Annotated in this window: 17 protein-coding genes; 9 read left to right on the forward strand and 8 right to left on the reverse strand. The window is 71.0% G+C overall.

From position 1 onward, the window contains the following. Positions 1 to 31 precede the first annotated feature (31 nt). Together ACICHK_RS35065 and ACICHK_RS35070 are read right to left on the reverse strand one after the other, a co-directional pair. Positions 32 to 799 carry a ferredoxin reductase gene (locus ACICHK_RS35065; RefSeq protein WP_406840057.1) on the reverse strand — a complete coding sequence of 256 codons (768 nt, stop codon included), beginning with the start codon at positions 797 to 799 and terminating at the stop codon, positions 32 to 34. Next, positions 792 to 1,397 (reverse strand): sulfite oxidase-like oxidoreductase, encoded by a 606-nt coding sequence (locus ACICHK_RS35070; RefSeq protein ID WP_406840058.1) that lies wholly within the window; start codon positions 1,395 to 1,397, stop codon positions 792 to 794. Before ACICHK_RS35070 ends, ACICHK_RS35065 begins: the two co-directional genes overlap by 8 nt. A gap of 307 nt (positions 1,398 to 1,704) precedes the next feature. On the opposite strand from ACICHK_RS35070, the gene ACICHK_RS35075 reads away from it, so the two are divergent. Beyond that, entirely contained in the window at positions 1,705 to 2,475 is a 771-nt protein-coding gene (locus ACICHK_RS35075) for a GNAT family N-acetyltransferase (RefSeq protein ID WP_406840059.1), read from the forward strand. A gap of 97 nt (positions 2,476 to 2,572) precedes the next feature. On the opposite strand, the gene ACICHK_RS35080 is transcribed toward ACICHK_RS35075, so the two are convergent. Continuing rightward, positions 2,573 to 2,998 carry a MarR family winged helix-turn-helix transcriptional regulator gene (locus tag ACICHK_RS35080; protein WP_225860452.1) on the reverse strand — a complete coding sequence of 142 codons (426 nt, stop codon included), beginning with the start codon at positions 2,996 to 2,998 and terminating at the stop codon, positions 2,573 to 2,575. Between the two features lie 439 nt (positions 2,999 to 3,437). Here ACICHK_RS35080 and ACICHK_RS35085 point away from each other — a divergent pair, with 439 nt between their 5' ends. The 6 genes from ACICHK_RS35085 (at position 3,438) to ACICHK_RS35110 (ending at position 9,303) form a co-directional block, all read left to right on the forward strand. After that, a complete protein-coding gene (locus ACICHK_RS35085) occupies positions 3,438 to 4,232 on the forward strand; it encodes a putative protein N(5)-glutamine methyltransferase (protein WP_406840060.1) in 795 nt (264 codons plus the stop codon). Between the two features lie 111 nt (positions 4,233 to 4,343). Beyond that, positions 4,344 to 5,147: an alpha/beta fold hydrolase gene (locus ACICHK_RS35090; RefSeq protein WP_406840061.1), complete on the forward strand. Its 804-nt coding sequence runs from the start codon at positions 4,344 to 4,346 to the stop codon at positions 5,145 to 5,147. Between the two features lie 107 nt (positions 5,148 to 5,254). Next, on the forward strand, positions 5,255 to 7,270 hold the full coding sequence (locus tag ACICHK_RS35095) for an FAD-dependent oxidoreductase (RefSeq protein ID WP_406840062.1): 2,016 nt from the start codon (positions 5,255 to 5,257) through the stop codon (positions 7,268 to 7,270). A 130-nt stretch (positions 7,271 to 7,400) separates the two neighbouring features. Then, positions 7,401 to 7,952, forward strand: a complete 552-nt coding sequence (locus tag ACICHK_RS35100) for a PadR family transcriptional regulator (RefSeq protein ID WP_406840063.1) — start codon at positions 7,401 to 7,403, stop codon at positions 7,950 to 7,952. Between the two features lie 381 nt (positions 7,953 to 8,333). After that, positions 8,334 to 8,804, forward strand: coding sequence for a hypothetical protein (locus tag ACICHK_RS35105; RefSeq protein ID WP_151468881.1), 471 nt, complete (start codon positions 8,334 to 8,336; stop codon positions 8,802 to 8,804). A 217-nt stretch (positions 8,805 to 9,021) separates the two neighbouring features. Then, on the forward strand, positions 9,022 to 9,303 hold the full coding sequence (locus ACICHK_RS35110) for a hypothetical protein (RefSeq protein ID WP_151468880.1): 282 nt from the start codon (positions 9,022 to 9,024) through the stop codon (positions 9,301 to 9,303). A gap of 459 nt (positions 9,304 to 9,762) precedes the next feature. Here ACICHK_RS35110 and ACICHK_RS35115 read toward each other — a convergent pair whose 3' ends face one another. The 4 genes from ACICHK_RS35115 to ACICHK_RS35130 all read right to left on the reverse strand — a co-directional run bounded on the left by ACICHK_RS35115 (position 9,763) and on the right by ACICHK_RS35130 (position 12,792). Next, positions 9,763 to 10,095 carry a hypothetical protein gene (locus ACICHK_RS35115; protein ID WP_406840064.1) on the reverse strand — a complete coding sequence of 111 codons (333 nt, stop codon included), beginning with the start codon at positions 10,093 to 10,095 and terminating at the stop codon, positions 9,763 to 9,765. 365 nt (positions 10,096 to 10,460) lie between these two features. After that, entirely contained in the window at positions 10,461 to 10,751 is a 291-nt protein-coding gene (locus ACICHK_RS35120) for a hypothetical protein (protein ID WP_406840065.1), read from the reverse strand. A 141-nt stretch (positions 10,752 to 10,892) separates the two neighbouring features. Next, positions 10,893 to 11,132: a hypothetical protein gene (locus ACICHK_RS35125; RefSeq protein WP_406840066.1), complete on the reverse strand. Its 240-nt coding sequence runs from the start codon at positions 11,130 to 11,132 to the stop codon at positions 10,893 to 10,895. A gap of 247 nt (positions 11,133 to 11,379) precedes the next feature. Continuing rightward, complete coding sequence (locus ACICHK_RS35130) at positions 11,380 to 12,792, reverse strand: condensation domain-containing protein (protein WP_406840067.1); 1,413 nt, start codon at positions 12,790 to 12,792, stop codon at positions 11,380 to 11,382. 517 nt (positions 12,793 to 13,309) lie between these two features. On the opposite strand from ACICHK_RS35130, the gene ACICHK_RS35135 reads away from it, so the two are divergent. Together ACICHK_RS35135 and ACICHK_RS35140 are read left to right on the forward strand one after the other, a co-directional pair. Continuing rightward, positions 13,310 to 13,996, forward strand: coding sequence for a hypothetical protein (locus tag ACICHK_RS35135; RefSeq protein ID WP_406840068.1), 687 nt, complete (start codon positions 13,310 to 13,312; stop codon positions 13,994 to 13,996). A 72-nt stretch (positions 13,997 to 14,068) separates the two neighbouring features. Continuing rightward, positions 14,069 to 14,350, forward strand: a complete 282-nt coding sequence (locus ACICHK_RS35140; protein ID WP_103550377.1) for a hypothetical protein — start codon at positions 14,069 to 14,071, stop codon at positions 14,348 to 14,350. A gap of 115 nt (positions 14,351 to 14,465) precedes the next feature. Here the strand turns inward: ACICHK_RS35140 and ACICHK_RS35145 are convergent, their stop codons facing one another. Further along, the gene (locus ACICHK_RS35145) at positions 14,466 to 15,029 is read right to left on the reverse strand and encodes a hypothetical protein (RefSeq protein ID WP_406840069.1); all 564 of its coding nucleotides are present in this window, start codon (positions 15,027 to 15,029) and stop codon (positions 14,466 to 14,468) included. Positions 15,030 to 15,137: the final 108 nt, after the last annotated feature.

Genomic DNA, 15,137 nt, shown 5'->3' on the forward strand with positions numbered 1-15,137 from the left:
GGTCCGAGTGCGGAGGCTCAGGCCGGCCGTCTCAGCCGAACCGCTCGATCCGGATCCGGTCCACCGGCTGTCCGGCTTCCACCAGCAGGCGCGAGGCGTGCTCGGCGAACCCGTTGGAACCGCAGACGTAGGCCTCCCACCCACCGGGTGGCTGTTCGGCCAGTAGGGGTGCCACATGTGCGGCGGTCATACGGCCGACGGGCGCGCCGTCCGGGGCCGAGCGGGTGAACACGGCCGTGGTCTCCTCGCCGTACTCCCGTGCGTAGATGAGCTCTTCGGGGCTCCGCGCGGAGACCAGGAGGCGCAGCGGCACGCCGAGCGCCCGCGCGCGGTGGTGCCGCAGCATCGACATCAGCGGTACGACACCGGAGCCGGCGCCGACGAGCAGCGCGGGCCGGTCCCCGGGCCAGGCGAAGAAGCCGCTGTTGGGACCGCGGACCTCGACGGAGTCGCCGGGCCGGGCGACGGTGTGGAACCAGCCGGAGACCTCACCGCCGTCGACGTGGTCCAGGGTCAGCTCGATGTGGCCCGTGTCGTCGGGGGCGGACGCGATGGAGTAGTGGCGCTGCGCCACGTATCCGTCCGCGGCGGTGAGCCGCAGCATCAGATGCTGGCCGGGCAGATGTCCCGCCCACGCGGGCACGGCGAGCCGGAACGTCGACGCGTGCGGGGTCTCGCGCCGGATCCCGGTGAGCGTCGCGGTCTGCCAGGTGGTGGCCGTCCGCGTGTCCACCGCGATGCGTCCGGGCACGGCGAACCGTGTCGGCGGTACGAAGGTCGTGGTCGTGGTCTCAGTCACCGGAGTAACGCTGCTCTTCCCAGGGGTTGCCGCGGGCGTGGTAGCCGTTCTGTTCCCAGAATCCCGGCTCGTCGTGGTCGAGGATCCGGATGCCCGCGATCCACTTGACGCTCTTCCAGAAGTACAGATGGGGCACGATCAGCCGCGCCGGGCCGCCGTGCTCGGCCGGGAGCGGCCGGCCGTCGTGGTCCCACACGATCCAGGCGCGACCGCCGGCGAGGTCGGCCAGCGGGAGGTTCGCGGTGTACCCGGTGTGCGCGTACGCGACCGCGTGGGTGGCGGCCGGGTCCGGTCGTACGGCCTCCAGGAACGTGTCCAGGGACACACCCCCGAACCGCACCCCGAACTTCGACCAGCTCGTCACGCAGTGGATGTCGCCCTCGTAGGCCGAGGCGGGCAGCGCGTGCGCCTGCTCCCAGTCCCAGGTCCGAGGTTCGGCCACCAGACCGTCGATCCGCAGGGTCCAGTCGGCGGGCGCCAGGTCGGGGGTCACCTCGGCGGACAGGACGGGCCAGTCGTCGCCGGCGTCGTACTGGCCGGGCGGCAGTCCGGCGTTGTGGACGCGCGGACGCCCGGTGAAGCCTCGCGTGACGTTCATACGGGTGGGTGCCTCCAGGACCGCGGGGGACGGCGGCCCGCGGATCGGGGGTGACCGGTGCGGGCACGGGGCCGTGTCCCGGGCGCGCACCGCTGCTTGACCATTCAACGGTACGCGCCCATGGATCGTGCTCCGAGCCGGTACGGGGCGCCGATCGTTGCGTGCGTATGAACTCTCCCGGCGTCCGGGAATAGCCGGGCCCCGGTCCTCCTTGCCCCTGGAGCGGACTCCGGTGGCCCGTACACGCACAACCGGTGGACGGGGTCACGGTGACCGGCGGCCACGGCGAAGAGGAGTGAGGGAGCAGATGACCGAGGCGTACGTCTCCACACGGTTCGAGGGCCCGGAGGCGCAGGGGACCCCCTCGGGCCGTCACCCCCTCGACAACCCGGCCCTCGGTTCCCTCACCGGGCCCCACGCGCACTTCGCCGAACGGCGCGGCCGCGTGCTGCGCTACCCCCTGGACGTGTCTCCGTGGCTGGCGCTTCCCCACGATCCGGACGCCGCCGACTGGGCCGACCTGGCGGCCCTGGTGGGCCCCGGGGGAGCGGTGCCGCTGGCCGGTTTCGACGGGCGGACCCCGGACGGCTGGGAGGTGATCTTCAACCTCGACGGAGTCCAGTTCGTGGACGACGGACTGGACGCGGCACCCGACGCCGAGGCCGTCCGGCTCGGCCCCGCCGACGTGCCGGACATGCTGGACCTGGTGGAACGGACCCAGCCCGGCCCCTTCGAACAGCGCACGGTGGAGCTCGGCACGTATCTCGGCATCCGCCGGAACGGCGCCCTGGTCGCCATGGTCGGTGAGCGGCTCCACCCGCCGGGCTGGACCGAGATCAGCGCGGTCTGCACGGACCCCGCCCACCGGGGCGAGGGTCTGGCCACCCGTCTGATCCTGGCCGTCGCCCACGGCATCCGTGAACGCGGCGAGACCCCGTTCCTGCACACCGCCGCGAGCAACACCGGCGCCATCCGCCTCTACGAGTCCCTGGGATTCCGGCTGCGCCGCACGGTCCGCTTCATGGCCGCACGAGTGCCCGAGCGGCTGGAGGACGACCGGACCGTGGGTGTGGGCTGACACCACACGGCCGGGAAGTGCCGCCCCCAACTGCCTGTGCGGCGGCACCGTACGGCCTGGGAGACAGACTCACCTCCGAGGCCGTAGGGGCACCGGGTCAGTCTCCCGGCGGCCCCGCCTCCGGCTGTTCCGTGTCGTAGGCGGTGGCCGCGGCGTTGTAGCGCACCATGTACGAGGCGAAGCGGGCGAGGTCCTCCTCGGGCCAGCCCGAGAGCCGCTCGCGGAACAGCGCCCGGCGGCTGCGGGTCACCAGGGCGAGGACCGCCGTGCCCACGGGCGTCAGATGCAGGACGTGGACCCGGTGGTCCTCCGGGTCCAGGCGCCGCTCGATCAGCCCGGCCCGGTCCAGCGCCGTCACCTGACGGCTCACCGTGGACTTGTCCAGCGAGTAGTGCGCGGCGAGGTCCGTGGCCCGGCAGCCGCCGACCTCCTGCAGGTGGCCGAGGAGGGTGTACGAGACCAGGGACAGCTGGGGGTGCATGCGTTCCGCCGAGGCCCGGGCCCGGCGGGCGAACGCGGTCATCTCCCGCTGGATGATCTCCACCGCCGCGTCGGCCGTCACGCCGTCGGCCGTCACGCCGTCGGCCGTCACGCCGTCGGCCGGCGATCCGGCGCCGTCGACGTGTCGAACGGACTCCTCGGATGCCATGACAGGACCTCCTCGAGCTCCCCTGGTTGCAGGGTACAACTTGGGGCGTAAGGCGCGAGAGCGGCACGGATCGGCCTCGGGGGATCCGGTGACGGGCGGACGGCACGCGATCGCGCTCCGTCCCCGCCCGCCGGTTGATCGTTCCTGTAATGTGGCCGTCCCGGCCGTGGACCGCATCGGCCGACGAGTCGCCGAGGAGGTGGGACCCATCACCGCTGTGTCAGGTCGGGTGCTCCCCTCTCCGGGCAGCGCGGCCGCCGTCTGACGGTGGCCGTGGGAGCGCCCTTCGGTTCGTCGAAAGGCCCTCGGTCTCATGCCTCCCTTCTCCCCAGATGTCCCCGGCGCGGAAGACCCCATGGTCGCCGCGCTCCGCTCCGCCGGCTGTGTCTTCGCCGAGGACGAGGCGGAGCTGATCCGCTCCGCCGCCCGCACCCCGGACGAGGCCGCCGCGATGGTGGACCGGCGCGTCGCGGGACTGCCCCTCGAACACGTCCTCGGCTGGGCCGAGTTCCACGGTCTGCGCATCAGCCTCGACCCCGGCGTCTTCGTGCCGCGCCGCCGTACCGAGTTCCTGGTCGAGCAGGCCGTCGCGCTCGCGCACGGCGCGTCCCTCGTGGTGGACCTGTGCTGTGGCTCGGGCGCGGTCGGCGCCGCCCTGGCCGCTTCCCTCGGCGGCCCCGAACTGCACGCCGCCGACATCGACCCGGCGGCGGTGCGCTGCGCCCGCCGCAATGTCGCGCCGTTCGCGGGCCGGGTCCACGAGGGGGACCTCTTCGCGGCGCTGCCCGCCACACTGCGCGGCCGGGTCGACGTCCTGGCCGCCAACGTGCCGTACGTCCCGACCGACGAGGTCGGCCTGCTGCCGTCGGAGGCCCGGGACCACGAACCCCTGGTGGCCCTCGACGGGGGCGCGGACGGACTGGACCTCGCCCGCCGGGTCGCCGCCGAGGCGCCGCGCTGGCTCGCCCGCGGTGGCTGCCTCCTCGTCGAGACGAGCGAGCGCCAGGCCCCCACGGCCGTCGAGGCCTTCGCCCGCGCCGGACTGATCGCGCGGCTGGCCGTCTCGGAGGAGCTGTACGCCAACGTGGTGATCGGCGTGAAGCCCTGACCGGGCGGGCCGGACGCGGGCGACATGCCGCGTTCGGCCCCTGGTCGGCCGATCTCCCCGCCCCGCGCGCCACACTCCGACCGACCGCAGGTGTCAGAGGGAGGCCCGGACATGAGCAGCACCCCCGAGAAGTTCGACGCGTGGGACATCAAGGAGTCGGGTCCCGCCGACGCGGACAGCCGCGTCCTGCTGCTGCCCGGCGGCATGTGCGGCACCGTGTTCTACGACGACCTGATGGCCGCACCGCCACTGGCCTCCGCGCCGGTGCGGCTGGTGGCCGCGACCCTTCCGGGGCACGCGGGCACCACACCGCCGCGCGATCTCTCCATGGAGAACTACGCGGCGCTGGCGGGCGCCCTGGCCGCGGAGCGGGGCTGCGGCGTCGTGGTCGGCCACAGCATCGGTGCCAATGTCGCCCTGGAGATGGCGGCCGGCGGGCACTTCACCGGACCCGTCGTCCTGCTCTCCCCGACGTTCTCGGCGTCCGACGAGGCGAAGGCGCTCGCGATCGCCAACGGCCTCGGGCGGGTGCCGGGCATCGGGGCGCTGACCTGGATCGGCATGGTCAAGGCGACACCGCGGGTCGTGGGGCAGATGCTGCCCCCGGAACGCCGTGAGGCGCTGGGCGCCGACCTGGCGAAGAACGATCCGGAGTTCTGCCGGCAGGTGATCCGGCGCTACTTCGACCACCTGGACCGGTACGGGACCCTGGTCTCCCGGCTCCGCGACTCGGGCGTGCCCGCCTGGGTCGTACGCGGCGACCGCGACGAGGTCGGCCTCACGGACGAGGAGCGGTCCGGCCTCGAGGCCAGCCCCAACGTGACGATGGTCCCGGTCGCCGACGCGGGCCACGTGGTGATGGTCGACCAGCCCGACGCGGTCGCCGAACTCGTGGCCCGGGTGGCCCTCGGCTGACCCCGCCTCCGCCTCCTGCAGAGTGACCCTCCTCATTGTGCAACTAGTTGCATAACGCGTGGCCCGTCGTCTACAACAGACGTACGACACCGCGCACGGAGGGCCCGATGAGCCGTTACCCGCACCTGCTGAACCCGCTCGACCTGGGCTTCACCACGCTGCCCAACCGCGTACTCATGGGCTCCATGCACGTGGGCCTGGAGGAGGCCGAGCGCGGCTTCGAGCGCATGGCGGAGTTCTACGCCGCCCGCGCGCGAGGCGGCGTCGGTCTGATCGTCACCGGCGGCATCGCGCCCAACGACGCCGGACGGCCGTACGAGGGCGGCGCCAAGCTGACCACCGAGGCCGAGGCCGAGCAGCACGCCGGGATCACCGCCGCGGTGCACCGCGAGGGCGGGAAGATCGCGATGCAGATCCTGCACTTCGGCCGGTACGCCTACCACCGGGACCTGGTCGCCCCGAGCGCGCTCCAGGCCCCGATCAGCCCCTTCGTGCCGAACGAGCTCAGCGACGCCGAGATCGAGCGGACCATCGACGACTACGCCCGCGCGGCCCGGCTCGCCCGGCAGGCCGGCTACGACGGCGTCGAGATCATGGGCTCCGAGGGCTACCTCATCAACGAGTTCATCGCCCTGCAGACCAACCGGCGCGACGACCGCTGGGGCGGCTCGTACGAGAACCGGATGCGCTTCCCCGTCGAGATCGTCCGCCGCGTGCGCGAGGCCGTCGGCGACGACTTCATCATCATCTACCGTCTGTCGATGCTCGACCTGGTGCCCGGCGGCTCCTCGCTCGACGAGGTCATCACGCTCGCCCGCGCCGTCGAGGCCGCCGGAGCGACGATCATCAACACCGGCATCGGCTGGCACGAGGCCCGCATCCCCACCATCGCGACCTCGGTGCCGCGCGGCGCCTACGCCTGGGTGACCAAGAAGGTCATGGGTTCGGTCTCGATCCCGCTGGTGACCACCAACCGCATCAACACCCCGGAGATCGCCGAGCAGTTGCTCGCCGACGGCCACGCCGACATGGTCTCCCTCGCCCGGCCGATGCTCGCCGACCCGGACTTCGTCACCAAGGCCGAGGCCGGACGCCCGGAAACCATCAACACCTGCATCGGGTGCAACCAGGCCTGCCTCGACCACACCTTCAGCGGCAAGATCACCTCCTGCCTGGTCAACCCGCGCGCCTGCCACGAGACGGAACTCGTCCTCGCCCCGACCCGGCTGCGCAAGACCGTCGCCGTCGTGGGCGCCGGTCCCGCCGGACTGGCCTGCGCCGTCAGCGCCGCCGAACGCGGTCACGACGTCACCCTGTTCGACGCCTCGGACGACATCGGCGGCCAGCTCAACGTGGCCCGCAAGGTCCCCGGCAAGCAGGAGTTCGACGAGACGATCCGCTACTTCCGGACCCAGCTCGAACTGCACGGCGTGGACGTCCGGTTGAACACCCCGGCCACCGTGGAGACGCTGGAGACGTACGACGAGGTCGTCATCGCCACCGGCGTCACCCCGCGCACCCCCGAGATCCCGGGCGTCGACCACCCGAGCGTCGTCGGCTACCTCGACGTCCTGCGCGACGGAGCGCCCGTCGGCGACCGCGTCGCCGTCCTCGGCGCCGGCGGCATCGGCTTCGACGTCGCCGAGTTCCTCACCGACAGCGGCGACAAGGCGAGCGAGGACCCGGCGGCGTACTTCCGCGGCTGGGGCGTCGACATGGACTACCGGGCCCCCGGCGGTCTCGCCGCCCCCGAGCGGCCCGCCCCGCCGCGCACGGTGCACCTCCTCCAGCGCAAGGCGTCCAAGGTCGGCGCCGGACTCGGCAAGACCACCGGCTGGATCCACCGCACCGAGCTCAAGCACCGGGGCGTCACCATGGTTCCGGGCGTTCAGTACGACCGGATCGACGACGCCGGACTGCACGTCACCGTGGACGGGCACAGCCAGGTCCTGGAGGTCGACACGATCGTGCTGTGCACCGGGCAGGAGCCGCGCCGCGACCTGTACGAGGCGCTGCGCGCCACGGGCCGCGGTGTCCACCTCATCGGCGGCGCCGACGTGGCCGCCGAACTGGACGCGAAGCGGGCCATCAAGCAGGGCACCGAACTGGCGGCGGCGCTCTAGCGACGGGTCGCAGAGATACGTCGGCGGTGTTCGGGGCGCCGGCGGAGACGAACCACGAGAGGGCTGTCGTGGTGTCCGGGGACACGGCCGGGCACCGGGCAGCCCTCGCGGCCCTCCCTAGGATGACCCCATGTCACTCCCGCACGCGATCCTCACCGCTCTGCTCGAGAAGCCCTCGTCGGGCCTCGAACTGACCCGGCGGTTCGACAAGTCGATCGGCTACTTCTGGTCGGCGACGCATCAGCAGATCTATCGCGAGCTGGGAAAACTGGAGGCCGCGGAATACATCCGGGCCCTGCCCCCGCAACAGCCCACCCGGGGCCAGAAGAAGAGCTACGAGGTCCTGCCCGCCGGCCGGGCCGAACTCGCCCGCTGGACGGCCGCCTCCCAGGACCCGAAACCGCTGCGTGACACGATGCTGCTGCGCCTGCGGGCCGCGGCCGTCGTCGGCACCGAGGGCATCGAGGCGGACCTGCGCCGCCATCTCGAGCTGCACCGGCTCCAGTTGGCCGAGTACGAGGAGATCCAGGAGCGGGACTTCCCGCCGGAGAGGAACACTCCCGAGGACCGTCTGCGGCACCTCGTCCTGCGGGCCGGCATCGATCTGGAGACCTTCTGGACCCAGTGGCTGACCCACGCCCTGACGGAGTTCGAGGAGCCGCCGGGGCACGACGGCCTCTAGCACGCCGGTCGTGAGCCGGCGGATACGGGAGGACGGGGGCGGGCCCGGGGCCCGTGAACCACTCCCCGGCATCCGCCCCGAGTTGTCGTCAACTACCTCGCCACCAGGGCGTATACCCGGCCGAAGAGAAATCCGGCCGGGCCGGGATCCTGCCGCCGCCGACCACCGGGACGGGCGTCGCGGCCGCGCGTGAGCCCATGCGTCAAATGGGTGACCCCGAGTCGGCACCCGCATCCGGGTCCTCGCTCGCCTCGTTGCCCCCACGGGGCAGGAGCAGTGGTCCGTCGCAGCCGCACCGGCCAGCGAAACCGCGGTAACTGCGTTGCCCCGTCAGCGTTTCACCAGGTTCCGTGAACAGGTCAATGAAGGGCCGAGGATTCCATGCGCAAGCTTCAGCACGTAGCGCTCGTTGTCGCAGCAGCCGGCGGTTTGTCCGTCATCGGCGCCGGTTCGAGCTTCGCCGCCGCCCCCAACGGTGCTGTGCAGCCCTCCGTTTCGCAGTCGGGCGCCCAGGCCGCCGCGGCCAGCTCGGCCCAGGCGACCACGCAGGGCTACGGCTCGTCCGCCCCGCTGCAGGCGGCTCCGCAGCGGACCGCCGAGGTCGCCCCTCAGGTCAGCCCTCAGCTGAGCCCGCAGCTCAGCCCGGACTTCTCCCCGCGGGCTCCGCAGGCGGGGCAGAGCGCCCAGCTGAGCCAGACCAACCTCTTCCGTCCGTACCAGGAGTGCAGCCCGCAGACCCTGATCTCCGCGAACGTCCCGGTCGCCCTGCTGGGCCACTCCGAGAACAAGGGCGTCGAATGCACCCAGATCAACAGGCAGGTGAACTCACTCGCCAACGCCCAGGCGCAGTAAGGCTCTTGAAGAGCCCGGCGTCGTCGCCCGGCACGAGCCTTCGGGGATCGTGCCGGAGGGGTCCGTTCCCCGGCGCTAGGCCTTTCGGGTGGCTTCCGCTTCGAAAGTCGGCAAGTCCGGCGCGCCAAAAGCCCGTTATGGCCGTTTTGCACTACTCTTCCGAATTGTAAAAAGTCGGTCTCTCGCAGATCGCACCTCTCACTACACCGGAGATGAAATGCGCAAGCTTCGCAACGTAGCCGTCCTGATCGCCGCGATCGGCAGCATCGGACTCGTGGGCGGCACGGCCCACGCGGGCGACTACAGGGGCGACGACGGCAACAAGTTCACCGTCACGCAGAGCAGCAGCTGCAAGTCGCACGACCTGAACCTCGACGTTCTCGGCGAGGTCGGCATCCTCAACGGCCTGCTGGGCAACGCGCTCAACGGCGAGGGCAACCCGGGTGGACAGGCCACCTCGCTCGGCTCCACCCAGGGCTGCAACAACAGCGCCTTCTGAGGTTCTGACAGGCACGCGGTCGCCGACCGCTAGCCGGTCGGCAGCCGGCCGATAGATGGTCCCGGTACCCAGCCCCAGGGCAGGGTGCCGGGACCATTGCATGTGCCGCCCCGGTCATCGCCGGGACGGCACGGCGGACGGCCCCGGGGTCGAAGGGGCCTGGACCGGCCGCCGGCCGACCGGCACCGGGGCGCGGAAGCCGATGCGGGACGCGCGACGGCGGAGCCGACGGGAAAGTGGTGCCGATGCCCCGGTCCGGGGCCGCGCCGGCCGACCGGGGCATCGTCGTGAACGGCTGCGGACGACAGCCGCGCTCCGGAGTCTCTGCCGGATCCGGAACCGTTTGGGCCTGGCCGACGGCCCGGGTGCCGGGAATTCTCGTCTCGCCGGCAGGCGTGCTGCCCGAAAAGCGAAAATGCCGGACCGGGAAGGATCCCGGTCCGGCATTTTCGGCAGGACTCAAAACCTGATCTGCGGCCTCTGGAAGCCCTTGGGCAGCTCGGCCTTGTTGGAGCAGTCCACGACCGACCCGGTACCGCCGGATTCGCGGTCCCCCGGCACCGTCACGTGCGGCCGGTCGGAGGTCGAGCAGCTCTGCTCCTGCTGGAGCGTGTGCTCACCGTCCTTGTCGGTGCGGATCTCGTTCTTCTGGACGCAGACGACGCCACCTTGCGGGGTGCTCCTGCAGTCACCCGAGCGTCCGTCTGCGTACGCGTGCCCTGCCCCGAGGCAGATCGCGGCGAGACTCCCGACGATTCCCGAGACGGCGACGATCTTCTGCGAAGTGAACATGTTCTGCATTCCTTTACAACCCAAGCTCGGGCGTCTGCCATGGACCGGTGTGCGCCCGAGCTCGAGAAGGTCGAAACCGGCTGTTCTGCGTCTGGACGCCCTGTCGGTCGCGCCCGGCGGCGAGATCACCGCATCCCGGACGCACACCTGTGAGCCGCCGCGTGTCCGGACTGCCTTCGTCACGGCTGCCGTTCGGCGCACGGAATGAGTCCTCGATATGTCTTTGCAGGTCTTCGCACGCGAGCGTGGCGTCCCGTTCGACTACTGCAAGTAATCATAAGCACACGCTGGGTGGCGTATCGGGATTTACGCTCCCGGTGTCGTGCCAGACGTCCGCTGTCCGTCGTCGGCTTCTCCGGGCGCCCCTACTTTTCGGGGGAGCAGGTCACCTGGGGCCCGATCTGCATGGTCCCGTTGCCCTGGACGGAGGGCACCGTCAAGCGCTGCACCGGCAGGCAGGTCTCCTGGTGGGGCGGGAGGGTGCCGCTGGGAACCCGGCCCTCGATGTGCTGGGTGCAGCTGACGCTGCCCTCGGAGTCGCGAACGCAGGATCCCTGGCTTCCGCCGTCATGGGCCGCCCAGCTGACGCCGGTGCAGGTCGCGGCGAGGCCGCCGACGAGCCCCAGGACGGCGGCGATCTTCTTCCCGCTGAACATATGGTGCGTTTCCTTCCTAGGGGTGTCCGGGCCCGCCCGGCTCCGCTCTCGGCGCGCAGGCGGCCGACCGGGGAGGGGCCCTTCGGAGTTCGGTTCCGAAGGGCCCCGCGTCAGGCGTCGTGCCCGGTGATGCCGTCGACCTCAGTGGGTGAAGGCGGTGTTGTGCTGGCCGCAGGTCGTGTCGAGGGTGCGGGAGAGCCCGAGCACGCTGATCGGGATGTCGTTCTCGAGCACCGTCTGCGGGCTGCACTCCTGGTAGGGGCGGAAGATGTCGGACGCCTTCGGCCCGTTCTCGGGGGCAGCGGTAGCGGTGCCGACGCCGATTGCGGACAGGCCGCCCGCGGCCACCGCTGCGATCACGACCTGCTGAAACTTGCGCATGGAACCCTCAGTTCTTTGCTGGCGCATCGAGAATGATTGCGCGCTGTGACGACTCAGACACTAGCAGTAGCGGAAGGTTGCTTTCCACACGGGATGTCCCCCCAATGGGTGCGGACGCGTGGCATGGCGGCCAATTCGCCGTGCAGGAAAGCGGGTTGCTCTTCGGTGTATGCCGTCACGTCATGCGAACAGACTTCAGGCACGGCTCGGCACCCGTACAACACGGCTGGAGGCGAGAGGAGTTGCCTCAAGAGAATGCCGCCTCCACGTCCCGCAGCTGATCGCGCGCCGATACGGAGACGATCAGATCCCGCAGTCCTTCGGCGTACCGCCGCACGTTCTTGTGCGCGACGGCGGTGTCCGGGTGCCGACAGGCGAACCACAGTCCCTCGTGCAGCCGGTTGACCCAGGCGCACACCTGGTCGCCGTACGACACCCGGATCAGCCCGTACGCCTTTTCCTCGGTCCAGCGGGCCGAGCCGGGAACGGAGCGTGCGTCCACGTACGAGACGATCGAGTACAGGTCGGGTGAGGTAGGACGGAAGTCCGCGCCGAGCAGACGGAGTACGCGCGCCAGCGGGATGCGCGCCAGCGACCGGTTGGCCCGCAGTTCGGCGCGGACCGTGGCGAGCGCGCTGTCGAAGTCCCGCGCCGCGGGCACCTCGATCGGTGCGCCGCCGACGTACCAGCCCACGGAGTCCGACCACGCGGAGTTCAGCCGGGTGTGGAACGGCACGACCGTACGGTAGACCGGCTGTCCGCCGAGTTCGTGGACGATCAGGCTGGTCGCGGCCAGGATGCCCACCATGCTGCCGCCGTAGGGTCGGCAGTACGCCTCGAACGCGGCGGCGGCGTCCGCGTCGACGAGCGGCTCGCACATCAGTTTCTGGGTGGGCAGCGCGCCACCGGGGCGCAGACCGAGATCGACGGGGAACTCCGGCAGCCTCCCGTCGCACCGGCTGATGAACTCCCGCCAGCGCGCGACGATCGTGTGGGTGTCGTCGATGCCGTCCGCTTTCGCCCGCTCCTGCTTGCAGAAGTCGACGTAACTTCCCACAGGCGTGTCGACGACGGGACGCCCCGTCACACCCGCGGTGTACAGTCCGCGGATCTCGTCCGGGATGCGCTGCAGGGAGTAGGCGTCGACATTGGTGTGGTCGAAGGCCATGTACACACTGGTGGAGTCGTCCCGGACGACCGCCGTGTAGATGAGGTTCGGCCAGCCGAGCGCGTCCGCCGCGACGTCGAACCGGTCCTGCATGTACCGGGTCAGCACCACCGCGTCGGCGAAGTCGCCGATCACCTCGCGGTGCAGCGAGACGTCGTCCTCGTGGAGCGTGAACCGGTGCATGTCGTCGCCGGCCCACCTGAAGCCGCTGCGCAGCGTTTCATGGCGCAACGTCCAGCCGTGGAAAGCCTGTTCCAGCGCGTCGAGGTCGACCTGGCCCGGCAGGTCGAACGCCGTGCCGAGCCAGGTCGGCACGAACAGACCGTCCTCGCGGACCGACCGCGCCGTTCTGATGTGCGACTCCTGGATGTGGGCCGGCGGCCGTGGATCCGGCTGCAGCGCCGCGGCGGCCGCGACGGTCGCCTTGCTGAACGTCCACTCGATGAGCCGTCCGGGCCGGACCTCGCAGCGCTGAATATCAGAAATTCGCACAGTGGCGTCTCCTTCATAGAAGACACAAGCTTGATCAAGGGAAAGCCGTCCGCGCGCGGTGCTGGATGTGTCGTCCGTTTTCCAGTGAAACGTGTGATGCCTCGAACGACGAAGCGAGATCCCGGCGGTGGGCGCGCACCGCGCATCGGCCTTTCCCCAGGGCGAGTTGACGGAACCGTTGGGCGGGGAGCCCTCGGTCCGAGGGCTCCGTCCGCGATGGGGCCGTGACCGGACCGAACCCCCGCGGCGCGAACCGGCTGCCGGAGCGAGAGGCGTCAAGCCGCTGGAGCGGCAAATGGGTGACGGGGCGTGGAGTGCCGTGACCGCGGCGAGAGAACCGTCGTTCACGAGGGGAAGCGGCGCCCTTGGACCAGCGGAATTCGCCACTGACTCCGATGCGAAGTCCCGTACCGCTCAAGATGACCGCTGCTGACGGTGCGACGCGCGTATCGCACCGGCCGCACGCACGACAGCACGGAACTCGACGGGTTCCCATTTTCAGTATCGAAGGGCTTTAATGCGCAAGCTTCACAAGGCCGCGCTCATCATGGCAGCGGCCAGCAGCCTGTCCGCCGTCGGCATCGGCGCCAGCCAAGCCGACGCTCCCGCCGGACGCGACAACGCCACTCCGGCGTCAGTCCCCGATCAGCCGATTGCCCAGGCCGCGGCTCCGGCGCCTGCCTCCGAGTCGGATGCGCAGTCCGCCCCGGCGGGGTCCCAGCAGACCAGTTACGCCTCCGCCTCGGCCTCGTCCCAGGGATCGGCACAGGCCTCCACCTCGCCGTACCAGCAGCAGGCCGCTCCTTCACGGCAGACCCAGGTCATGCCGCAGCAGGCCGCTCCCCAGCAGCAGGCTGCTCCTGTGCAGCAGGCCGCTCCCCAGCAGCAGGCCCAGGTCATGCCGCAGCAGGCCGCTCCTGTGCAGCAGACCCAGGCGATGCCGCAGCAGGCCGCTCCCCAGCAGCCCCAGGTCATGCCCCAGGTCATGCCGCAGGTCGCTCCGCAGGTGGCCGTGCCCCAGCCCTTCGGCCCGAACGCTCCGATGCATGTCGCCCCGCAGGTGAACCCGCAGCTCAACCCGCAGGTGAACCCGCGACTCAACCCGGAGGTCGGACAGCTCGGTTCACCGCAGCTGCCTCCGGTCGGCCTCGGACAGGTCGCGGCGCCCCCCGTCGGCCAGCTGGGGCTTCCCCGACTCGGCTGAAGGCCTGCCCGTAATCACCCGTAGTCCCGATTCGATGTCGCGGATCCGATCCGCTCGACCAACGGAGAACCAATGCGCACGTTCCAGAAGGCAGTCCTCGTGGGCGCCGCTCTCATCGGCAGTGTCGGCACCATCGGCGCCAACACCGCCTTCGCGTACGGCGATGAGGGCCATGACAATTTCGACGTCACACAGGGTGTCGAGTGCCGCTCGCACGACATGAACGTCCAGGTGATCGGCGACCTCGGTGCCGTCACCGGCCTGGCCGGCAACCTGCTGAACGGCGAAGGGGCCCCGGGGGCGCAGAAGAGCAACCTCGGTTCGAACATGGGCTGCAACAGCCGGGCGTTCTGACCGGCCCCGCCACCGCTCACTCCGGCCCGCACGGATCGTCTCCGGGGTCGGCCGAGACCCCAGGTCATGTCTGTGACCTGGGGTCTCGTGGTGTCGCGGGGCGGACATGTCCGGATCAGAGCCGGTGGGGCTTGGACCGGCGGCGCAGGAACCACACCGCCGCCACCGTGCCGGTCACGACCAGGGCCCCGCCACCCACGACCGTGGCCGTGCCGTAGTCCTTCACGGCTCCGCCGAGCCCGCCCATGACACCGCGCGACGGCGACGGCGACACCCTCGTCGAGATCGTGGGGGTCGCGGGGGCGGTGCTGGCCGCGCTCGCCGCGACGATGATCGACTGGGTGCCCGCCGTCGTGCCGTCCTGGCAGACGACGATGACCGTGAAGGTTCCGGGGCTCACGCCCGTCCAGGCCGCCGACTGGCTGCTGCTCGTCCCGGTGAGCGGCATCTGGCGCCCCTGGGCGAAGTTCGTCTGCCCGCTGGAGAGCAGCGAGGCGTTGCCGAAGCTGCTTCCGTTGCTCGGGCAGGCGCTGGTGGTGACCGAGACCGAGGTGCCACTGGTGCTCACGGAGATCCCGGAACCCCATGCGACGGCCGCCGGGGCGGACAGGGTGAGGGGAAGCGCAGCGGTGGCGGCCACGGTCAGGCCCGAGCGAAGAAGTTTCTGAGTGGTACGCATAGGAACCGCCCTCCAGCGGCACGGTTGGCGGTACATCCCATGCGCCGCCGAGGATCGGAAGGCCCGTGCTGCCTCAGTGCGAGCCAATGCGTCCCGGGCCTGGCCCGC

It is taken from the genome of Streptomyces sp. AHU1, assembly GCF_045343905.1.
Lineage (GTDB): Bacteria > Actinomycetota > Actinomycetes > Streptomycetales > Streptomycetaceae > Streptomyces > Streptomyces triticiradicis.